The organism is Erythrobacter sp. Dej080120_24 (genome assembly GCF_036322605.1).
GTDB classification, from domain to species: domain Bacteria; phylum Pseudomonadota; class Alphaproteobacteria; order Sphingomonadales; family Sphingomonadaceae; genus Erythrobacter; species Erythrobacter aurantius.
The window spans coordinates 717,163-737,794 of record NZ_AP027262.1; the positions used below are offsets into that span (position 1 = coordinate 717,163).

24 protein-coding genes and 1 tRNA gene are annotated in these 20,632 nt (G+C 61.4%); 18 read left to right on the forward strand and 7 right to left on the reverse strand.

Annotation, left to right across the window (positions count from 1 at the left end):
• On the reverse strand, positions 1–558 hold the full coding sequence (locus tag AABA34_RS03560; RefSeq protein ID WP_338303930.1) for a thermonuclease family protein: 558 nt from the start codon (positions 556–558) through the stop codon (positions 1–3).
• Positions 559–677: 119 nt separating this feature from the next.
• Positions 678–1,004 carry a BufA1 family periplasmic bufferin-type metallophore gene (locus tag AABA34_RS03565; RefSeq protein ID WP_338303931.1) on the reverse strand — a complete coding sequence of 109 codons (327 nt, stop codon included), beginning with the start codon at positions 1,002–1,004 and terminating at the stop codon, positions 678–680.
• 202 nt (positions 1,005–1,206) lie between these two features.
• Between AABA34_RS03565 and argB the strand changes: the two genes are divergently transcribed.
• The 5 genes from argB (at position 1,207) to AABA34_RS03590 (ending at position 4,808) form a co-directional block, all read left to right on the forward strand.
• Positions 1,207–2,124, forward strand: coding sequence for an acetylglutamate kinase (gene argB, locus AABA34_RS03570; RefSeq protein ID WP_338303932.1), 918 nt, complete (start codon positions 1,207–1,209; stop codon positions 2,122–2,124).
• An 83-nt stretch (positions 2,125–2,207) separates the two neighbouring features.
• Positions 2,208–2,504 (forward strand): YggT family protein, encoded by a 297-nt coding sequence (locus AABA34_RS03575; RefSeq protein ID WP_034956167.1) that lies wholly within the window; start codon positions 2,208–2,210, stop codon positions 2,502–2,504.
• A gap of 7 nt (positions 2,505–2,511) precedes the next feature.
• The gene (folD, locus tag AABA34_RS03580) at positions 2,512–3,405 is read left to right on the forward strand and encodes a bifunctional methylenetetrahydrofolate dehydrogenase/methenyltetrahydrofolate cyclohydrolase FolD (protein WP_338303934.1); all 894 of its coding nucleotides are present in this window, start codon (positions 2,512–2,514) and stop codon (positions 3,403–3,405) included.
• On the forward strand, positions 3,402–4,169 hold the full coding sequence (locus AABA34_RS03585) for a hypothetical protein (protein ID WP_338303935.1): 768 nt from the start codon (positions 3,402–3,404) through the stop codon (positions 4,167–4,169). Before folD ends, AABA34_RS03585 begins: the two co-directional genes overlap by 4 nt.
• 15 nt (positions 4,170–4,184) lie before the next feature.
• Complete coding sequence (locus tag AABA34_RS03590) at positions 4,185–4,808, forward strand: MarC family protein (protein WP_338304679.1); 624 nt, start codon at positions 4,185–4,187, stop codon at positions 4,806–4,808.
• Positions 4,809–4,821: 13 nt separating this feature from the next.
• Here the strand turns inward: AABA34_RS03590 and AABA34_RS03595 are convergent, their stop codons facing one another.
• Both AABA34_RS03595 and trxA read right to left on the reverse strand, forming a co-directional pair.
• A complete protein-coding gene (locus AABA34_RS03595) occupies positions 4,822–5,433 on the reverse strand; it encodes an LON peptidase substrate-binding domain-containing protein (protein ID WP_338303936.1) in 612 nt (203 codons plus the stop codon).
• A 10-nt stretch (positions 5,434–5,443) separates the two neighbouring features.
• Positions 5,444–6,376 (reverse strand): thioredoxin, encoded by a 933-nt coding sequence (gene trxA, locus AABA34_RS03600; RefSeq protein ID WP_338304681.1) that lies wholly within the window; start codon positions 6,374–6,376, stop codon positions 5,444–5,446.
• A 228-nt stretch (positions 6,377–6,604) separates the two neighbouring features.
• Between trxA and AABA34_RS03605 the strand changes: the two genes are divergently transcribed.
• Positions 6,605–6,679, forward strand: a tRNA-Gly gene (locus tag AABA34_RS03605).
• A 59-nt stretch (positions 6,680–6,738) separates the two neighbouring features.
• Here AABA34_RS03605 and AABA34_RS03610 read toward each other — a convergent pair.
• Both AABA34_RS03610 and AABA34_RS03615 read right to left on the reverse strand, forming a co-directional pair.
• The gene (locus AABA34_RS03610; RefSeq protein ID WP_252259676.1) at positions 6,739–7,089 is read right to left on the reverse strand and encodes an ArsR/SmtB family transcription factor; all 351 of its coding nucleotides are present in this window, start codon (positions 7,087–7,089) and stop codon (positions 6,739–6,741) included.
• Complete coding sequence (locus AABA34_RS03615) at positions 7,086–7,739, reverse strand: peroxiredoxin (RefSeq protein WP_338303937.1); 654 nt, start codon at positions 7,737–7,739, stop codon at positions 7,086–7,088. Before AABA34_RS03615 ends, AABA34_RS03610 begins: the two co-directional genes overlap by 4 nt.
• A gap of 67 nt (positions 7,740–7,806) precedes the next feature.
• Here AABA34_RS03615 and AABA34_RS03620 point away from each other — a divergent pair, with 67 nt between their 5' ends.
• From AABA34_RS03620 to AABA34_RS03675, 12 genes are all read left to right on the forward strand, one after another.
• On the forward strand, positions 7,807–8,745 hold the full coding sequence (locus AABA34_RS03620; protein ID WP_338304682.1) for an MBL fold metallo-hydrolase: 939 nt from the start codon (positions 7,807–7,809) through the stop codon (positions 8,743–8,745).
• Complete coding sequence (locus AABA34_RS03625; protein ID WP_034956156.1) at positions 8,742–9,191, forward strand: YeeE/YedE family protein; 450 nt, start codon at positions 8,742–8,744, stop codon at positions 9,189–9,191. Before AABA34_RS03620 ends, AABA34_RS03625 begins: the two co-directional genes overlap by 4 nt.
• Positions 9,191–9,607: a DUF6691 family protein gene (locus AABA34_RS03630; protein WP_416833178.1), complete on the forward strand. Its 417-nt coding sequence runs from the start codon at positions 9,191–9,193 to the stop codon at positions 9,605–9,607. Before AABA34_RS03625 ends, AABA34_RS03630 begins: the two co-directional genes overlap by 1 nt.
• Complete coding sequence (locus tag AABA34_RS03635; RefSeq protein ID WP_338303939.1) at positions 9,607–10,017, forward strand: TIGR01244 family sulfur transferase; 411 nt, start codon at positions 9,607–9,609, stop codon at positions 10,015–10,017. The genes AABA34_RS03630 and AABA34_RS03635 overlap by 1 nt, the downstream gene beginning before the upstream one ends.
• A gap of 18 nt (positions 10,018–10,035) precedes the next feature.
• The gene (locus AABA34_RS03640; protein WP_338303940.1) at positions 10,036–11,259 is read left to right on the forward strand and encodes an NAD(P)/FAD-dependent oxidoreductase; all 1,224 of its coding nucleotides are present in this window, start codon (positions 10,036–10,038) and stop codon (positions 11,257–11,259) included.
• A 51-nt stretch (positions 11,260–11,310) separates the two neighbouring features.
• Positions 11,311–13,068, forward strand: coding sequence for a SulP family inorganic anion transporter (locus AABA34_RS03645; RefSeq protein ID WP_338303941.1), 1,758 nt, complete (start codon positions 11,311–11,313; stop codon positions 13,066–13,068).
• A 182-nt stretch (positions 13,069–13,250) separates the two neighbouring features.
• The gene (locus tag AABA34_RS03650) at positions 13,251–13,880 is read left to right on the forward strand and encodes a peroxiredoxin (RefSeq protein WP_338303942.1); all 630 of its coding nucleotides are present in this window, start codon (positions 13,251–13,253) and stop codon (positions 13,878–13,880) included.
• An 88-nt stretch (positions 13,881–13,968) separates the two neighbouring features.
• Positions 13,969–15,423 carry a cytochrome ubiquinol oxidase subunit I gene (locus AABA34_RS03655; RefSeq protein ID WP_338303944.1) on the forward strand — a complete coding sequence of 485 codons (1,455 nt, stop codon included), beginning with the start codon at positions 13,969–13,971 and terminating at the stop codon, positions 15,421–15,423.
• Positions 15,423–16,418: a cytochrome d ubiquinol oxidase subunit II gene (gene cydB / locus AABA34_RS03660; RefSeq protein WP_338303945.1), complete on the forward strand. Its 996-nt coding sequence runs from the start codon at positions 15,423–15,425 to the stop codon at positions 16,416–16,418. Before AABA34_RS03655 ends, cydB begins: the two co-directional genes overlap by 1 nt.
• Positions 16,418–16,546: a DUF2474 family protein gene (locus AABA34_RS03665; protein ID WP_034956147.1), complete on the forward strand. Its 129-nt coding sequence runs from the start codon at positions 16,418–16,420 to the stop codon at positions 16,544–16,546. The genes cydB and AABA34_RS03665 overlap by 1 nt, the downstream gene beginning before the upstream one ends.
• A 6-nt stretch (positions 16,547–16,552) precedes the next feature.
• A complete protein-coding gene (locus AABA34_RS03670; RefSeq protein ID WP_338303946.1) occupies positions 16,553–17,008 on the forward strand; it encodes a methyltransferase family protein in 456 nt (151 codons plus the stop codon).
• A gap of 194 nt (positions 17,009–17,202) precedes the next feature.
• Complete coding sequence (locus AABA34_RS03675) at positions 17,203–19,383, forward strand: TonB-dependent receptor (RefSeq protein ID WP_338303947.1); 2,181 nt, start codon at positions 17,203–17,205, stop codon at positions 19,381–19,383.
• A gap of 54 nt (positions 19,384–19,437) precedes the next feature.
• Here AABA34_RS03675 and AABA34_RS03680 read toward each other — a convergent pair whose 3' ends face one another.
• Positions 19,438–20,619 carry a saccharopine dehydrogenase family protein gene (locus tag AABA34_RS03680; RefSeq protein WP_338303948.1) on the reverse strand — a complete coding sequence of 394 codons (1,182 nt, stop codon included), beginning with the start codon at positions 20,617–20,619 and terminating at the stop codon, positions 19,438–19,440.
• Between the last annotated feature and the right edge of the window lie 13 nt (positions 20,620–20,632).

Here is a 20,632-nt window from a genome sequence, read left to right on the forward strand (position 1 = left end):
TTACTCGCACCAGTCGGGCTCGTTGCTGCCCCAACCGGTCCCGCCAGCCAGCCCGCGATCGATCATAGTGTCGGCGAGGTAGTCTCGCGAACCGTCCGCCATCGTGCGCCGCACCGCGCGCAATTCGCGCCCGTACTGGTCGCGTGGGGGCGCGTCACCTCCGTCCCATTCGAATGGCCCTTCGCCTAGCCACTGGTGGAGCGCATCACGCGCCTCGATCGCGCGGCGGCTCTCTGCCGGGCAAGCTCCGTTCAGTTCGGGAGCATCGAAACCGGTCAGGCGAATACGCCGCTGCGCACTCCCGAAACCGAGGATGAGCGTATCGCCGTCCACCACACAGCCCGGCTGGCTGCTGCCCCGTGCGCCGCACAAGGCAAAGCTATCATTGACGGTCTGCCATTCCGCATCGTCAGACAACGGGCGAAATCCGAACCACCAGACCGCCATGACGATCAAGAGCAACACCGGCATTCGCCACACCAGCCACCAATTGCCCAGCGGGCTGCCCTTGCGCGGGCGATTGCGCCTGAGCCGGGATCGGAAACGCGGTGGAGCCATGAAGCGAGGACTAGCAGTCGCCGCCCTGCCGCTCCACTGCGGCGGCACTGTCATCGACACATATGACAAAGGCCGCCCGGATCGCTCCGGACGGCCCTGAAATCACGTGCGGCTGCTGATCAGACGTCGGCTGTTTCGCTAAGCGATCCGAAGCTGCCATCGGGGCGTTTAGTCGTTTCGCAGCTGCCTGCATCGACGTATTTCCAGGCGTTGCCCTGATAGTCGATAGTGCTGGTGCCGGCGCAGCTGGTGCCTGGCCCGGCGGCGCAATCGTTCTTGCCGGCGAGCGAGATGCCGTAGCACTTTTCCTTGGCAGCGGCTTCGGTGGCGGCGACTTCCGTTGCGCCTTCGGCATTTGTCGGGGCTTCGGCGCCGCCCGAACACGCGGCGGCAAGGCCGGCGAAGGTGGCGAGAGCGATCGATCCCTTGAAGCGAGTGGTGTTCATCGTGTTTCCTCCTAGACTAGATCGTGCGACGCTGCCCTGGGCCTGCGCGGCACACCCTTTGTTTCGCGCAGGCGAGTCGTTCGGTTACATGGATGGCGCGAAAAGTGTTGCGAGCCGTTTCCTCGTCACCGCTTCCCTCGCGCCCGCGAAGCGGCTAAGCGGCGCGCGACCATCAAAGAGCGGCTAGAAAGGCGCGCCGATAATGACTGCCCCTTCCACTCCTGCCGATCACTCGCTCGACCTGTCCAAGGCCGAGGTTCTGATCGAGGCCCTACCTTATTTCCAGCGTTACGCCGGGCGCACCTTTGTGGTGAAGTACGGCGGGCACGCGATGGGCAACAAACAGGCCGCGCGCGACTTTGCCGAGGATATCGTGCTGTTGAAGGCGGTGGGCATCAACCCGGTGGTGGTGCATGGCGGCGGTCCACAGATCGGCGAGATGCTGGCCAAGCTTGGTGTGCAAAGCACCTTTGTCGACGGATTGCGGGTTACCGACGAAGCGACCGCCAAGGTTGCCGAAATGGTGCTCTCGGGTGCGATCAACAAGGAACTGGTGGGCTGGCTGTCCAAGGCCGGTGGCAAGGCGCTGGGCCTGTCCGGCAAGGATGGCGGACTTGTCACCGCGCGCAAGGTGACGCGCACCACGAAGGATCCGGAAAGCCTGATCGAAAGCGTCGTTGATCTCGGCTTTGTCGGTGAACCCGCGATTGTGGACACGAGCGTGATCGACACCGCAGTTGCCGCCGGGATGATCCCCGTCATCGCTCCGATCGCGGGCGGCGAGGATGGCGAGACCTACAATATCAACGCCGACACCATGGCGGGCGCGATCGCCGCTGCACTGGGCGCGGCGCGACTGTTCCTGCTGACCGACGTTGCCGGTGTGCTCGACGGCGAAGGCAAGTTGCTGACCGATCTCGATCCGACGGCGATTGCCCGGCTCAAGGAAGAGGGCGTGATCAAGGGCGGCATGGTGCCAAAGCTTGAAACCTGCGTTTCGGCGGTCGAATCCGGCTGCGAGGCGGCAGTGGTTCTCGACGGACGGGTGCCGCACGCAATGCTGCTTGAATTCTTTACCGCGCGCGGTGCGGGAACTCTGGTGCGCAAGAACGCGTCTTGATAAGGGCGCGGCCTGAACCAGTCGGGTTGACGCACTGCCAAGGCGTATTAGGTTGATAATACGCTCTAGCCACGGGAACACACATGCAAGGCCTTTTTCTGATTTCCGACATCGTCAGCATGCTCACCAGCCTGCTGATCATGCTGATCATCATCCAGTTCGTCATCAGCCTGCTGTTCGCCTTCAACGTGGTGAGCCCGACCAACCAGTTCCTGATGGCGTTCTATGATTCGATCCGTAACCTGCTCGCGCCTGTCCTGCGACCGATCCAGCGGATCATGCCCGATACCGGCGCCATCGACTTTTCGCCGATCGTGCTGATTTTCGGCCTGCGCATTCTCGATGTCGCGATTTACCGCCTCGCGCTCAGCATTGCGTGAGGCCGGGATGAGCGCGACACGCATCGACGGAAAAGCCTTTGCCGCGCGCCTGCGTGAGCGCGTGGGCGAACGGGCGCTGGAATTTGCAGAGGCTGCCGGGCGCAAGCCGGGGCTGGCGGTGGTGCTGGTGGGCGATGATCCCGCCAGCCAGGTCTATGTCGGCAGCAAGGGCAAGGCGACCGTCGCCGCCCATATGAACAGCTACGAACATCGTCTGCCTGCCGATGCCAGCTCGGAAGAGCTTCTGGCGCTGGTGGAACAGCTCAACCGGGATGAAGCGGTGGACGGCATCCTTGTGCAGCTGCCGCTGCCCGGTCACCTCGACGAACAGAGCATCATCGCCGCGATCAGCCCGGACAAGGACGTGGACGGTTTCCACGTCATCAACGCCGGGCGGCTTAGCGTCGGTCAATCGGGGTTTGTTCCCTGCACGCCGCTGGGCTGCATGATGCTTCTGACGGATCGTCTGGGCGATCTGTCCGGACTAGAAGCCGTGGTGATCGGTCGCTCGAACATCGTTGGCAAGCCGATGGCGCAGTTGCTGCTCGACGCGAACGCCACCGTCACCATCGCTCACAGCCGCACCAAGGATCTGGCAGGGGTCGTTAAGCGTGCGGACATCGTGGTTGCGGCAGTCGGAAGGCCAGAGATGATCCGCAAGGACTGGCTTAAGGAAGGCGCGACCGTGATCGATGTGGGCATCAACCGTCTGGCCCCTGAACCGGGCAGCGAAAAGGGCCGCCTTGTCGGCGATGTCGCCTTTGACGAAGCGAGCGAGGTTGCAGGTGCGATCACCCCGGTACCGGGCGGGGTCGGGCCGATGACGATTGCGGTGCTGCTGCGCAACACGCTTGTCGCCGCTTATCGCAATGCAGGCCTCGCAGTGCCGGAGGGGCTGTGAGGAAAGCGCGGGCCGCAATCGCGCTTGCCGCTCTTGCCGGCGCCATTTCCGCTTGCGGCGGGCCGCGGGTGCAGGGCCCTTCCAACCAGATCATCAACCGCGTTCTGGCAAATGCTCCGGGCGAAGCTCAGCCGAGCACGATTGTCGCCGCTGAAGTCGCCTTTGCCCGTGCCGCGCGCGAGCAAGGACAATGGACCGCGTTCCAGCAGTTCGCTGCACCCGGCGCGGTGATCCACGGCACGAACGGAGTGATTGACGCAGGCACCTGGCTGCCAGCGCAGACTGATCCGGCGGAACCTGTGCAATGGGGTGCGCGCATTGTCGTGATGAGTTGCGACGGCGCAACCGCGGTCAGCCAAGGGCGCTTTGTCACGCCCGAAGGGATCGTCGGAAATTACGTGACTGTATGGGAGCGCCAGCCTGACGGGGCATACAAATGGGCCTATGACGTTGGTGGCCCGGACGTCCCGCAACCTCCGCCACGCGCCGAAGTTGCGGATGGCGACATTGTTGTCACCGCGATCGATTCGATTCAGGGCCTGGTCGCCACGTGCCCGCGCGCCGGGGTTCCGATCCCCCCGCCCCCTGCCATTCCCATTGGCGAAGACGGCGCGGCCAATGCGGTTCTGTCAAAGGACGGAACACTCCGCTGGCGCTGGGAACATCGCGAAGGTGGCACCAAATTCGTTGCAGCCGAATACTTCTACCAAGGCCAATGGCTCACCGCGATCGAAGAAAGTCTTGCATCGCCGGGCGAAGGGTGATCAGGGGCGGCGATGCTGCCTGAACTCTTCGTCTCTGCCCTCGTCACCCTGTTCGTCGTGATCGACCCGCCGGGTTGTGCGCCGATCTATGCCGGGTTGACGAAGAATGCGAGCACGGCGCAGGCGCGCAATATGGCGCTGCGCGCCACGGCAATCGCGGCGGTCATCCTGCTGATTTTCGCGTTCTTCGGCGAAACCTTGCTCAGCGCCCTGCATATCGAGCTCGACAGTTTCCGCATCGCGGGCGGTTTCATGCTGTTCTGGATTGCGTTTGAAATGGTGTTCGAAAAGCGCACGCAGCGCCGCACCGAGCGTGCCGACAAGGTCGCGCATGATCCAGAGATCGAAGACGTGTCGGTCTTTCCGATGGCCATGCCGATGCTGGCCGGACCGGGTGCGATTGCGGCCATCATGCTACTGATGAATGAAGCGGAATCGCCGGCTGAAACCGTCGAGGTGTTCGCCGCGCTCGGTCTCGTACTCGCGATTACGGCGATCGCTCTCGTTGCTGCGGGACCGCTGATTCGGCTGCTGGGTGACAAGGTCGAAGCGGTGATCACCCGCTTGCTCGGCGTGTTGCTGGCGGCGCTGGCCGCGCAATATGTGATTGACGGGCTAAAGGGCAGCTTTGGGCTGTAAAGCCGCCCTCTGATTATTGCAGCGTCATGATCTCTTCGCTGCCGTCGCCTCGCCCATAGAATTGCATCAACTGGACCAGCAATTCGCAGCGGGTGCTTAGCGTCGGTGCCTCAAGTAATGCCTGTTTCGAAGCTGCATCGAATGGGGCGATTTGCGAGACGCCGTTGATCAATGACTGGTCGTCAAGCCGCTGAACCGAATCCCAATCGACGCTGTAGCCCTGGCTTGCGGCGAATTCGCGTGCCTCGCGCTCGAACCCACCGCGCTGGGCATGGGTCAGCGTCTCATCCGGATCGTCTTGGATCAGTTCCGCTTCGATCTGGCGGAACGCGGTCGTCACATCGAGTTCTGCCAGCATGCGGAACCGCGACACGCCCTCAAGGATGAGATTGTAGCGACCGTCCTCCATTGCTTCGACCTCGCCGATGCGTCCGACGCACCCGATCGTGTAGAGGGGGGCGCCTTCAACCGGGCGTTGTGGCTGGATCATCGCGATCTTTCGATCACGCACCAGAGCATCGCCCACCAGCGCGCGATACCGCGGCTCGAAGATGTGGAGCGGCAGCTGCAGGCCCGGGAACAGCACGGCGCCCGTCAGAGGAAAGATGGAAAGTCGCGTGGCCATCAGGACGGGATCATCCGAACAGGATCTTTGACAGGCGGCGACGGGTTGCTACCACCCATTCGTCTTCAAGCCCGGTCGCCTCGAATATCTGAAGCAGTTTCGCGCGGGCGGCCCCATCGTTCCATTCGCGATCCTTTTCGATCATCGCCAGCAGCGTATTAGCCGCATCGTCGCGCGCGCCGCTTGCAAAGGCAGCCTCCGCGAAGGCGAATTGCGCCTCCATGTCATCTGGCGCGGCACCGGCTGCCTCGCGCAGTCGGGCAAGCTCGCCATCGTCAACCTGGGTGCCCGCAAGCTCGACAGCGCTCTTCGCCGCGGCCATTGCGGGGTCGCTGGCCAGCCTGGGATCGGTTTCCATCGCGGCGAGAACCTGCTTGGCCTCTTCAACCTGACCCATGGCGATCAGTGCGCGCACAAGCCCGGCATGGGCCGGTGCGTTGTCTCCGGCAAATTCCGTGACCTGAGCAAAAATGCTCGCCGCGCGCTGGGCATCGCCTTCGGTCAGGGCGGCCTCGCCCATCGCAACGAATTGCACTAGCTCTTCTGGCGAGGGACCCTGCGGTGCGCTTTCGTCGCCGGCTGCACCAGGCTGCACCGGCAGTTGCGAGAGCAATTGTTCAAGCATCTGCTTAAGCTGGCTTTCTGTGCGCGCGCTGCTGATGTCGGCTACCGGCTGCCCTTGGAACATCGCATAGACCGTCGGGATCGAGCGAACCTGAAACTGGCTGGCGATGAACTGCTCTTCGTCGACATTGATCTTGGCGAGCACCACGCCCTTGTCCGCATATTCGGCGGCGACCTTTTCGAGCACAGGGGTCAACTGCTTGCACGGGCCGCACCATTCGGCCCAGAAATCGAGTATCACCAGCTTCGTCTGCGACGGCTCGACGACATTCTTGCGGAACCGTTCGACTGCCTTCTGCTCTTCGATGTTCAGACCCATGCTGGCCAAGGGAAAACTCCTGCTGGTTGGTTCGGATTACGTGTCGGCCCCAATGTGGGGCCTTTTTTGCGCTTGTGAACCTTGCGTGGAGTGCTGGCTAGTGTCGGTTCGCGATGTTCGCGAAAATTCAGGTGCATTTTACTCTTGCAGGGCATGTGAGTCGCTGCTAATCGCGCCGCCTCCCCGGCAGAGACTTGCGTTTGACGCGGTCCTGTGTGGCGTCAGTGAGCGGGCGTAGCTCAGGGGTAGAGCACAACCTTGCCAAGGTTGGGGTCGGGCGTTCGAATCGCCTCGCCCGCTCCATTTTCTTTCGGAACCTGATCACGAAAACCGCCAATGCGGTGCTGCATCCGTTTGCGCGATCACCCCATGCGTGCGAAGTTGGCTACACCCGGCGCTGCAGTGCGCTTGGTTTCGGTTTTGCCGTCGGCAGGCGCAAGATTGTCAGGATCGAAACCTCCGACCAAGGCGCCCAGTTCCGCCAGACGCTGCTGGTTGCGGCTGTAGAATACCAGCTTCGCGCTCTTCCGCGTCTCTACCAGTCCGGCCCTCCTCAAGACCCCGAGTTGCTGGGAAAGAGCCGGTTGGCCGATGTCACAGCGCTGCTCGATCTCGCCAACGTTCAACTCGCCGGAATGCAAGGCTTCGAGGATTTGAAATCGTAGGGGATGGGCCAGCGCCTTCAGCGCTTCAATAAGTGCGTCGTCGGTCATGTCGCATCACCCTTTGCGGCGGGCTTCATGAACCAATCAGATGCATTGCCGGCGTTATAGACGTCGTCGATGTTCTGGCTGGGCGAGCTGAGCAGCGGATCGCCTGCCTGCCAATTTGCGGGGGCCAGCCCGTTCTGGTTGTCGATTGCCTGCAAGCCATCAATCATCCGCAGCATTTCGGGGATCGAGCGTCCGAGGTTCGCCGGATAGCAGGTCATTGCCCGGATCGTGCCCGACGGATCAATGAAGAAGGTGGTGCGCACCGTGGCGCTGTCATTGTCCTGCGGAGCGACCATGCCATAGGCGCGGCCGATCACCAGCGTCGGGTCTTCGACGATCGGAAACCGGACCTCCACGTCAAACCGGTCCCTAATTATGCGCAGCCATGCAAAATGGGCGAACAGGCTGTCGACAGATAGCGCCATGAGCGCGCAGTCGCGCTTCTCGAAATCGCTGGCGGCGCGGGCGAGCTCGACAAATTCGGTGGTGCAAACAGGCGTGAAATCGGCCGGATGGGAAAATAGTATCAGCCAGCGCCCGCTGAAGTCGGAAAGTCTTACCGGCCCCATGGTGCTGCGCGCCTCGAATTCGGGGGCAGTGTCACCAATGCGAAGGCCGGCGCAGGGCGGCTGAGCGGTTTCGTGTGTCATGATCTGCCTCTAGCGCTTGACAGCCTCAATTGCAATACATATACACACTTTATGTAAGTCAAGGAGAATGTCAGTGGATAAGAGCGATGGCACTCTGCTCGCTGCCGCCGCACAGGTGCAATCCGTGTTGAACGGCGATGCCTCACGGCCGGAAATCAAGGGCTTCTTTGATCCTGACACATTCACGGTAACCTATGTCGTCAGTGACCCCTCCACCGGAGAGGCGGCGATTATCGACTCGGTTCTGGATTTTGCGCCGAACTCCGGACGCACTTCCACCACCTCTGCCGACGCCGTTATCGATTTTGTCACTTCGAAAAAATTGCAAGTGAAATGGCTGCTTGAGACCCATGCGCACGCCGATCACCTGTCTGCGGCGCCTTACCTGCAGCAAAAGCTGGGCGGCAAGATCGCAATCGGGGAGCGCATCAAGGTTGTGCAGGGCGTGTTTGGAAAGCTCTTCAACGCTGGCACAGAATTTGAGCTGGACGGCTCGCAGTTCGACCACCTCTTTTCAGATGGCGACACCTTCAACATCGGCAATCTGCCGGTTGTTGTGCTGCACGTCCCCGGCCACACACCCGCATGCATCGCTTATGTGATTGGCGATGCCGTGTTCGTGGGAGATACGATGTTCATGCCTGACTATGGCACGGCGCGGGCTGATTTTCCTGGCGGTGACGCGCGGCAATTGTTCCGCTCGCTGCGCCGGGTGCTTGCGCTCCCGCCAGAAACTCGCCTGTTCATGTGCCATGACTACCTGCCCGCTGGCCGCGAGGAGTATGTCTGGGAGACCACGGTCGCCGCCGAACGCGCCGGCAACATCCATGCCCATGACGGCATTACCGAAGACGAATTTGTCGCCATGCGCGAAGCGCGCGACGCGACCCTCGACATGCCGCGCCTGATCCTGCCTTCGGTGCAGGTCAACATGCGGGCCGGCCACATGCCGCCCGCGGACGATAATGGGGTGACTTATCTCAAGCTGCCGGTGAACGCGGTATGATGCTGCCCGGCTTTCCAGACGCAGCGCCCTTGGCGGGGTTGGGTGGCGGGATCCTGATCGGTCTTGCCGCCGCACTGATGCTGTTGGGGGCAGGGCGGATTGCTGGCGTCTCCGGCATCGCTGCGCGCGCCGTTGGGCTGAGCGAAAGCAGTCTGCCCCGCATTTCGGCATGGCTGTTTGTTCTTGGCCTGCCAGTTGGCGCGCTGATTGTCAGCGCGCTTCAGGGCGGAATGAGCGCGAAGTTTGCATCGCCGATCTTCCTCGTGATTGCCGGGCTTGCAGTCGGCATAGGAACAAGGCTTGGCAGCGGTTGCACCAGCGGCCACGGCGTGTGCGGCATGAGCCGGTTTTCGCAACGCTCTATCGTCGCCACGCTCACTTTCATGGCGACGGGCTTTGCCACGGTGGCAGCCATGAATGCCCTCGGGCTGGAGGTCTTGCCATGATGAACCGTGTGATCGTGCCCGCGCTTTCGGGCATCGTATTCGGAGCGGGGCTTGCGTTGGGCGGAATGACCGATCCGGCCCGGGTGCGGGGTTTTCTCGACCTTTTCGGCGCGTGGGATCCGACGCTTGCCTTCGTCATGGGCGGAGCGGTGCTGGTGATGGTGGTCGCCTGGCAGGTGCAGTCGCGCATGATGCGCCCCCTCTTTGCCGAAGGGTTTTCGCTGCCTGATCGCAGCGACCTGACCCCGCGCCTGATCGGTGGTTCTGCACTGTTCGGCATTGGCTGGGGGATTGCGGGTCTGTGCCCCGGCCCGGGCTTTGCCGCACTGGTTATCGACCCGGCATCGGCGGCCATCTTCGTTGTCGCCATGTTCGCGGGAACGGCGATCGTTCGCCTAATCGAAGGGAAGGGCTGATGGAGGTCAAGCCGGTCTATTCAGGCTTCGCGGTGTCGGCGCAATTGCAGCCCGGCGACTGTGAAACAGCCGCTAAACAGGGTTTTGCCGCAATCATCTGTAATCGCCCTGATGGTGAGGAAGATAGCCAGCCCGCCGTCGCCGAAATGCGCGAGGCGGCGCAAGCTGCAGGGCTCGCGTTCCATCACATTCCGGTAAGCGGCGGCGCCTTTCCCCCTCCTGCAATAGCGGCCTTCGCCGCCATTCGAAAAGGCACCGATGGCCCTGTGCTCGCCTATTGCCGGACCGGGACACGTTCGATCACCCTCGAAATGCTCGCCAACCCTAATGACCTAGCAGTTTCCGAGCGGATCGAGCGAGCCGAGATAGCTGGCTACGATCTCGGCAACTTGCGCGAAACACTGAACTAGCAGCACGGGAATCAGAGGATGTCCATTTCACATAAGGTCGTCATTGTTGGTGGCGGCGCTGCGGGCATTGCTACCGCCGCATCATTGCTTGCGCGCCGGAAAGGGCTCGACATCGCGATCATCGAGCCAAGCGACACGCATGCCTATCAACCGGGCTGGACGATGGTGGGGGGAGGCATCTTTGACCCCAAGGTTACCGTTCGTCCCATGGCCAGCGTAATGCCCAAAGGTGTGACCTGGATCAGGCAGGGTGTCACAGCCTTCACGCCCGACAACAATGAAGTCACCCTGAGCGACGGATCGAAGCTGGGCTACGAAGTGCTAGTCGTCGCTCCGGGCATCCGGCTTGCTTGGGAGAAGATCGCGGGTCTGGAAGAAACGCTGGGCCGAAACGGGGTTACTTCGAACTATCGTTACGATCTCGCGCCTTACACATGGGAACTGGTCGAACGGATGCGGGCTGGCAAGGCGTTGTTCACGCAGCCACCCATGCCGATCAAGTGTGCGGGCGCCCCGCAAAAGGCGATGTATCTCGCCTGTGATCACTGGTTGCGACGCGGCGTGCTGGATCAGGTCGAAGTCGGGTTTTGCAACGCGGGCGGTGTCCTGTTCGGGGTTGCCGACTATGTGCCCGCGCTGATGAGCTACATCGAGAAATATGATATCGCTCTGAACCTCGGCAACGATCTGGTCGCAGTCGACGGTCCCGCGCAAAAGGCGGTTTTCAAAACGGCAGAGGGCGAAGTCGCTCGCGAGTTCGACATGCTCCATGTCGTCCCCCCGCAAGTCGCTCCGCAGTTTCTTGCCGACAGTCCGCTCGCGGCGGACACCGGCTTCACCGATGTCGATCACCATACCTTGCAGCATGTGCGCCACACCAATGTTTTCGGTCTGGGAGACGGAGCCAACACCCCTAATGCAAAGACCGCAGCGGCGGCGCGCAAGCAGGCGCCGGTGGTCGCGGTGAATGTGTTGCAGGAACTGGAAGGGCACAATCCGCGCGCAGGATATGACGGCTATGGCTCCTGCCCGCTAACGGTGGAGCGCGGCAAGATCGTGCTTGCCGAATTCGGCTATGGCGGCAAGCTTGCACCCAGCTTTCCGACCTGGCTGGTTGACGGCACCAAGCCGCAGCGGCTTTCATGGATGCTGAAGGCCGATGCGCTGCCGTGGATCTACTGGAACGGGATGCTGAAGGGCAGGGAGTGGCTGGCTGGTCCCGGGGGATTGATCGCGCAATAGGGCCGAGGCGCGTTAGGGTTCACACCCGATAATCGAGAAAGACATCGATTCATGCTCAAGCGCTATTTCCCGATCCTCGAATGGGGTCGCAGCTACAATCGGGATATTCTGACCAGCGATCTGATGGCGGCGGTGATCGTCACCATCATGCTCATCCCGCAAAGCCTGGCCTATGCCTTGCTGGCGGGATTGCCACCCGTGGTCGGGCTTTACGCCTCCATCCTGCCCCTGATGCTCTATGCCGTATTCGGCACATCGCGCACGCTGGCAGTCGGCCCGGTTGCGGTGATTTCGCTTATGACGGCGAGTGCGGCCGGGGCCGTGGCCGGGCAGGGTACTGCGGAATATCTCGAAGCAGCGATCACGCTCGCGTTCCTGTCTGGTGTGATGCTGGCGATACTCGGCCTGATGCGAGCCGGTTTCCTCGCGAACCTGCTGTCGCATCCGGTGATCAGCGGCTTCATAACGGCCAGCGGCATCCTGATCGCGACGAGCCAGATCAAGCATATCGTCGGGGTCAAGGCGGGGGGCGACAACTGGCCGGAAATGATCGGTGCGCTGGCGTCTGTCATCGGGGACATCAACTTGACTACTATTGCGATCGGGATTCCGGCGATGGCTTTCCTGTTCTGGGTCCGGAAAGGGGCAAAGCCGGCATTGCAGTCGCTGGGCATGCCTGTCCGGGCGGCGGAAATGACTGCCAAAGCAGGGCCGGTCGTGGCGGTAGCGCTTTCGATCATGGCGGTGATCTTCTTTGATCTGGAAGCGGCAGGTGTCGCCATCACCGGATCGATCCCTCAAGGGCTTCCGCCTTTTGCGCTGCCATCGACTGATCTTGCCTTGATAGAAAAATTGTGGGTTCCCGCCCTCCTGATTTCGATCATCGGCTTCGTTGAAAGCGTTTCGGTAGCGCAAACGTTGGCGGCGAAGCGGCGGCAGCGGATTTCGCCGGATCAGGAACTGATTGGCCTGGGCGCGTCGAACATCGCATCAGCCTTTTCGGGCGGTTATCCGGTTACCGGCGGGTTCGCCCGATCAGCAGTGAACTTCGATGCCGGAGCGCAAACCCCCGCCGCAGGTGCTTTCACGGCCGTCGGTATTGCTCTGGCGACGCTGTTCCTGACACCGCTGCTTTACAGCCTGCCGATCGCAACGCTGGCCGCGACTATCATTGTCGCCGTGCTGAGCCTTGTCGATCTGCGCACGCCGCAGCGATTGTGGCACTATTCCAAGGCCGATTTTGCAGCGCATGCCGCCACCATTGCGATCACCTTGCTGGCCGGAGTGGAACTGGGCGTGATCGCGGGTGTGATCGTGGGGCTGTTGCTCTATCTCTGGCGCGCCAGTCGTCCCCACGCTGCGATTGTCGGACGCGTGCCTGAAACCGAGCATTTCCGGAATGTCGATCGGCACAAGGTCTTTACCGTGCCGCATATCCTCTCGATCCGGATCGACGAGGCGCTGACCTATCTCAATGCACGCTGGCTTGAGGAATATGTTCTGGAACAGGTCGCGGACCGCCCGGCTGTACGGCACGTCATCCTGATGTGCAGCGCGGTGAACGAAGTGGACGCATCCGGCCTGGAAAGTCTGGAGGCAATCAATCACCGCCTGGGTGATGCAAAGGTTGGTCTGCACCTGTCGGAGGTAAAAGGGCCGGTGATGGACCGGCTTAAGCGCTCGCATTTCATCGACGAGCTCAACGGGCAGGTTTACCTCTCCCAGTCGAAGGCGTTCGACAGCCTAGTTGCAGACGATGGCACCCCGCCCGAACCGCACGACCAGTACCTAGCTCGCGGGCTGATCTGAGCGAATCTGCAGTTCAATATAAAATAATCTGTAACTGAAATCCTGAATTTCGCCTCTTTCAGGCCAAATTGCGCCATTTGCGTGTGACTTTATAAATTCGATTAATGTATGTGCGTAATTGAATTGGCTAAAGTGTGTGCCGGGGTCTAGGAACCGGGGCATCCAATCAAGGAGCAATCATCATGAGCTTGCATATCGGCGATATCGCCCCGAACTTCACCGTCGCCACCACCACCGGCGAGATCAATCTTCACGACTGGGCTGGTGACAGTTGGGTGTTCTTCTTCAGCCATCCGGCCGATTTCACCCCGGTCTGCACCACCGAAATGGGCATGACCGCCAAGCTTGCCGCCGAGTTCGAAAAGCGGAACGTCAAGCCGCTCGGCCTGTCGACCGATACCGTCGAAGAGCACCTCGAATGGGTCAAGGACGTGGACGAAACGCAGGGCGTCACGCTGTCCTTCCCGATTGTCGCCGACCCGGATCTGGAGATCGCCCGGCTTTACGGCATGATCCACCCGGACCAGTCGGAAACCGCCGCCGTGCGTTCGGTATTCATCATCGATCCGGCGAAGAAGATCCGGCTCGTGATGACCTATCCCATGAGTGTGGGGCGCAACTTCGACGAAATCCTGCGCGTCATCGACAGTCTCCAACTGAGCGATCGCTGCACCATCGCCACGCCTGCCAACTGGAAAGTCGGAGACGAGGTGATCATCCCGCCTTCGATCCCGGACGAAAAGGCCAGGGAAATGTTTCCGCAGGGCTTCAAGACGATCAAGCCCTACCTCCGAACGACAAAAGTCGCCTGAGGGTCGCGGGGGCGCGTCTGCTTGATCGCAGACGCGCCCATCCCGTATCTGCCATTCATCACGTCTGCACCCGCAATCGGGAAATGCCATGTTCGAACAACTCGACGCCCTGTTACTGGCCCGCATCCAGTTCGCCTTCACTGTCAGTTTCCACTTCTTCTTCCCGGCCTTTTCGATCGGGCTGGCCAGCTATCTCGCGGTGCTGGAGGGATTGTGGCTGAAGACCGGCAGGCAGGTTTACCTCGACCTGTTCAAATACTGGCTGAAGATCTTCGCCATCGCCTTTGCCATGGGAGTCGTGTCCGGAATCGTCATGTCCTACCAGTTCGGCACCAACTGGTCGGTTTTCTCGGATGTGGCAGGGCCGGTGATCGGGCCGTTGATGGCCTATGAAGTGCTTACCGCCTTTTTCCTCGAAGCCGGGTTCCTCGGCGTGATGCTGTTCGGGATGGAGAAAGTCGGCAAGAAACTGCACTTCACCGCCACTCTGATGGTGGCAATCGGCACTTTCATTTCGGCCTTCTGGATCCTTTCAGTCAACAGCTGGATGCAGACCCCTGTGGGGCATGTGATGGGCGAGAACGGCCAGTTCCTTCCCGGTGAAAGCTGGTGGGACATCATCTTCAACCCCAGCTTCCCCTATCGCCTCGTCCATACGGTGATGGCGGCCTATCTAACCACCGCTTTCGTTGTCGGAGGTGTCGGCGCGTATCACCTGCTCAAGGACCGCGCCAATGCCCACGCCAGCAAGATGTTTTCCATGGCGATGTGGATGGCTGCGCTGGTGACCCCGTTGCAGATTTTCGCCGGCGACCTGCACGGGCTCAACACGCTGGAGCATCAACCCGCCAAAGTCATGGCGATGGAAGGGCATTACCAGAGCCACCCGGATGGTGCGCCGCTGATCCTGTTCGGGATTCCCGATAGCGAAGCCAAGACGGTGCGTTATGCGATCGAGATTCCCAAGGCATCTTCGCTGATCCTCAAGCACGATCCGGATGCTCCTCTGGCCGGGCTCGATACCATTCCCGATGATGAAGAGCCTCCCGTCGGGATGGTTTTCTGGGCCTTTCGGATCATGGTCGGCATCGGATTTGCCATGCTCGGGATCGGCCTCTGGAGCCTCTATGCGCGTTTTCGCGGGCGGCTGTATGATGCGCCCTGTCTGCACCGTGCGGCGGTGCTGATGGCGCCCAGCGGTTTCATTGCGGTCCTCGCAGGATGGATCACTACCGAGGTCGGCCGTCAGCCCTATGTGATCAATGGCCTGCTGCGCACTGCCGATGCCGCCAGCCCGCTGGATGCGCCCGCCGTCGCCGCCTCGTTGCTGGCTTTCGTCATCGTCTATTTCACGGTCTTCGGGATCGGCGTGTGGTACATCCTGCAATTGATGGGCAAGGTGCCCCACGCCGGAGAGCTGGGTGCAAAGCGTGGCGACACCGGCCCTATCCGCACCGCCGGGATAACGCCCGGCCTTATGCAGGGGGCAAGCGGAGGCGCTCCGCTGCCCGCCACCAGCACCGATGCAAGGGAGACCAACTGATGGACCTGACAGTCATCTGGGCCTTCATCATAGCCTTCGCGGTCTTCGCCTATGTGGTGATGGACGGCTTCGATCTCGGTATCGGTATCCTGTTTCCGACCTTGCGCGTAGGGCAGGGGCGCAATCGCGCGATGAACTCCATCGCGCCGGTGTGGGACGGGAACGAGACCTGGCTGGTGTTGGGCGGGGGCGGCTTGTTCGCGGCATTTCCACTCGCCTACGCCGTGGTGCTTCCGGCAACCTATCCGCTGATAATCGCCATGCTTCTGGGCCTCGTCTTCCGAGGCGTTGCGTTCGAATACCGCTGGCGTGATCCAGCGCATCGCGCTTTCTGGGATGCCGCGTTTTTTGGCGGTTCGCTGGTTGCAGCCATGGCGCAAGGCATGACTTTGGGCGCTTTGCTGCAAGGTATCGAAGTTGTTGACCGCGCCTATGCCGGAAGCTGGTGGGACTGGCTTACCCCCTACACCATGCTCACCGGCCTCGGTACGGTCGCAGGCTATGCCTTGCTGGGAAGCACATGGCTGATCTGGAAGCTGGATGGCGGGGTTCAGAACCACGCGCGGTGGCTGGCTGTGCGCGCCGCTGTCGCAACGATCATGTTGATGGGGGCTGTCAGCCTCTACAACATCACCCTTAATGCCGAATACGCCGCCCGCTGGTTGACCGCCCCTGAAATCTATTTCGCCGCGCCAGTTCCGATCATCACCGCGATCGTCGCGATATCGCTGGTGCGATCGATCCTCAAGGAACGCAACAGCAAGCCGTTCTGGCTCGCCATCGCGCTGTTCTTCTTTGGCATGGCGGGTCTGGGCGTCACCATGTGGCCCTATGTGGTTCCGCCCGGACTCACCATTTGGGATGCCGCCGCGCCCGCGAAAAGCCAGGTCTTCATGCTGATCGGCGTCGCCCTGACCCTTCCGCTGATTGTCGGATACACCGCGTGGACCTATTGGGTGTTTCGCGGCAAGGTTGGTGAAGAGGGGTATCATTGATGTTGCAGCCGCCTGATCCTCCCCCGCCGCTGTGGCAGCGGCTTGCATGGATGGCGGGCATATGGCTTGCCAGCGTGGCTGTTCTCGGCATTGTCGCTATGATTATCCGGTTCTGGCTGGGAGTTTGACGGATAATGCTGAAAACCCGCGTGCCTCCACCTTTGGTTGCTCTTTGCTGTGCCGGCCTGATGTGGGGCGTGGCGGAGCTTTGGCCCGAGCTGCGGGTGAGCATCCCGCTGCAATGGATATGGGCGTTGCTCTTGATTGGCGCAGGCCTCGCGATTGATCTCGTCTCGGTCGCCGCCTTCCTAAAGGCCCGCACCACCGTCACTCCGCTTGCGCCGGAAAAGGCGTCGAGCCTTGTAACGGGCGGGTTTTATCGTTTCACCCGTAATCCCATGTATCTTGGCATGCTGCTGATCCTCACAGGGATCGCGCTGCTGTTGGCTTCGCCGATCAACATCGCGATCCTAGGCTTGTTCATCGCATACATCACCGCATTCCAGATCAAGCCAGAAGAGGCGCTGCTTGAGGCGAAATTCGGTGAAGAATACCGTGAGTACAAGCAAAGCGTGAGACGCTGGCTCTAGCGGCCACTCAATTCACTCACTGTTGCGGATTTGCCGCATAAGGTGTGTGATTGCCCTCAGCAGAGGGTGATTTGCCGCCCCCTTCAATTTTCCGGTTGCACTTTGAAGTCTGGACACTAGGTGCGTGATATCTTGTCTCATGTGATGTTATCACATGGCGACACCCCCCTTCTTGAGCATGATTGAGGATTTCGATGAAGCCGTTCAGTTCAACCCTCGCCCTCGCAACCGCACTGACCTTTGCCTTTGGTGCAGCCCCCGCCCTTGCTACCACTTCTTCGGAAGCTGCTGAGGCAAGCGAACAGGACGACCAGTCGCAAGCACGTGAAGCGTCAAATGAGGACCGCGAAGACGATCCGCACTACCGCGGTAACATCATCGTGGCAGCCGAAGGCTTGCGGGAACTCGATTTCATTGGCGGGCAGGATGTAATCGGCCTCGCTGAAATCCAGCGGGATCTCAGCGGCCAGCTCGGCGATCTCCTGATCAAGGTGCCCGGCGTATCGGCAACGAGCTTCTCTCCGGGTGCATCGCGTCCGATCCTGCGCGGCTTCGACGGGGAGCGTGTCCGCATCCTGATTGACGGTCTTGGTACCGCCGACGTGGGCAACACGTCGGCTGACCACGCGACCACGATTGATCCGCTGACTGTCGAGCGCATCGAAGTGCTGCGCGGACCGGGCGCTTTGCTGTTCGGTAGCCAAGCGATCGGCGGCGTTGTTAACGTGATCGACCGTCGCATTCCGATCGCAATTCCCGAAGACGGCATTCACGTCGAGGCGCTTACCGCCTTCGACACTGCATCGAACCTGCGCAGCGGCGGCGCCTCGATCGACGTTCCGCTGGGCGAAATCTTCGTGCTGCATGTCGACGGCAGCTTCCGTGAGACGGACAATGTCGAAATTCCGGGTTTCCAGCTCACCGACGATTTCCGGGCCGAACTGCTCGCCGAAGCCGCCGAGGAGGAAGCTGAGGGCGAGTTTGAAGAAGCCGAAGAATTCCGCGAGGCAGCAGATCAGCGCGGCTTCATCCCGAACAGCGGCACTCAGACATGGACTGCAAACGCCGGTCTTGGCGTGATCCTTGGCGAATCCAGCTTCGGTGCGTCGGTCGGGTATTACGAGACCGACTACGGCCTTGTCGGCCGCCCCGGCGCTGAACACCATCACGGTGAAGAAGGTGAGGAGGAAGATGAAGGTGCCGAGGAAGAGGGTGAGGAAATCGTCACCATCGGCCTTGAACAGCTGCGTATCGATCTTCGCGGTGACATCTATCTTGGCGAAGGCTTCTTCTCACGCCTGAAGCTGCGCGGGGGGTATTCGGATTACACCCACACCGAATTCGAAGGCCCTGAAGTCGGCACTGTGTTTGACACTGAAACCATCGAAGCGCGGGCCGAGCTGCTTCAGAGCAGTGGCGGCATCATCGGGGTGCAGTTCAAGAACCGCGAATTTTCCGCCGTGGGTGAAGAGGCTTTTGTTGCGCCCAATGAAACCACGCAGTTCTCGCTTTTCACCGCTCAGGAAGTCGATCTGGACGGGCTCCAGATCGAAGCTGCCGCGCGTTATGAAGCGGTCGATGTGGAATCGCAGCCGCTAGGTCTCGACCGCAACTTCGGCCTGTTATCCGGTGCCCTTTCCGCAGTTGTCGCCAGCGAAGGCGGAGTCCGGGCGGGTTTGACCCTTTCCCGTTCCGAGCGCGCACCCGCCGGCGAGGAACTGTTCGCCAACGGTCCGCACATCGCCACGCAGGCGTTCGAGATCGGCAATCCCGATCTGAACACCGAAAGCGCATGGGGTCTTGAGACCTTCGTGCGCGGGGACATTGGCGCAATCAGCTTTGGCGCCTCCGTCTACTACCAGTCGTTCGACGACTTCATCTATCTCAGCCCTACGGGCATGGAAGAGGACGAACTGCCGGTGTTCGTCTACCTCCAGAACGACGCCCAGTTCTTCGGCTTCGAAGCCGACGTCAAGCTGCCACTGATCGACAATGGCGACTGGTCGCTCGATGCGGACCTGCGCGCTTCCTATGTCGACGCCACGCTGTCCGACGACACCAACGTCCCGCGTATCCCGCCGCTCAGCCTGCTGGGCGCGCTGGAGGCGGAGTATGGCGACTTCGAACTGCGCGGCGAAGTGCAGTACTTCGGCGAACAGAACGACGTCGCCGAGTTCGAGACCGAGACCGACGCCTTCACCTTCGTCAACCTCTACCTGTCCTGGCGCCCGCTGCCGTCAAACCGCAACGTCGTGTTCCAGATCGCGGGCGAGAACCTGTTCGATCAGGAGGGGCGTCGCCACTCCAGCTTCACCAAGGACTTCGTCCCACTGCCGGGTCGCAACATCCGCGGCAGCGTCCGCATCAGCTTCTGACCCTCGGCGAGCCCCCGTCCTGATTGACAGGCGGGGGCTCGCCACATCGGTCAATCAGTCTTCCACCGCAAAGCTGATCTCGGCGTGTTCCTGCAAGCGTTCCACCAGCGCTTCGCCAAGGAACGAGCCCGGCGTCCCCACGCCGCCTTCCGCCTTTGACGCCAGCAGCGCGATGCCCGTTTCGCTCAGCATCCGGCTGGTCGAACCATAGCCCGGATCGTATTTGCCCTTCACCCCGAAGTGCAGCGTGTCTTCGCCGCCATCGGGCGCATGGGCGATGAACAGCACGTCGTAGAGCCCGGTTTCGCGCTCTTCCTTCGTCGGGCCTTCACCCGGCTTGGGCGGCTTTGCGCCGAACGGGTTCTTCATCATCTCGGCGGCGGCCTCGGCCATCTTCTTGCCTGCCTCGCCCGGACTGGTCAGCACCATCTCGTCATACTTGAAGTCGGTGCCATAGGGGTGGCCCAGCAGGAAGTTGGTGCGGTGCACGTTCTTCGTATTGATCGGCGCCATGACGAACGGCGCGGCCCATTTGTCGATGTCCTTCTCGTATTTGGGGATCATGCCGGATGGCTGGTCCGGCCCGTCAAAGCCCGGCGCCAGCGCAAAGGGATCGCGCAGCACATTGATGATCGAGGGGCTTTTCGCCGCCGCCCTCATCGTCGCGCCAAGGCTGGCTGCCGTCCCGCCGGAGAAGGTCCCCTTCATCGCGCGCACGCGGCCACGGATACGCGGCGACGGCTTGCCCCAGCGGGCCGCCGCAGCTTTCTGTGTCATCATCACACCCAGATCGAAGGGGATCGAATCGAATCCGCTGGAAAAGCAGATGCGCGCCCCGCTTGCCTTGGCGGCTTCGTGATGCTCGGCGATCTTGTCGGCCATCCACGCCGGTTCGCCGCACAGGTCGGCATAGTCGGTGCCGGTCTTGACGCAGGCCGCGACAAGGTTGTCGCCATACAGTTGGTACGGGCCAACTGTCGTCAAAACCACCTTGGTGCGCGCGCACATGGCTTCGAGATCGGCCGGATCATCGGCATTGGCCACCACCAGCGGCGTCGTTGCAGGGGCGCCGATTTCGTCGCGCACCGCCTCCAGCTTGGCAAGGCTGCGCCCCGCCATCGCCCATTTCGGCGCGTCGTCGCGGCCCGCGTAATGCTGGTCGAGATACTCTGCCACAAGCCGCCCGGTGTAGCCGGTGGCGCCATAGACGATGATGTCGAATTCGGTATCAGCCATTGTCCTATTCTCC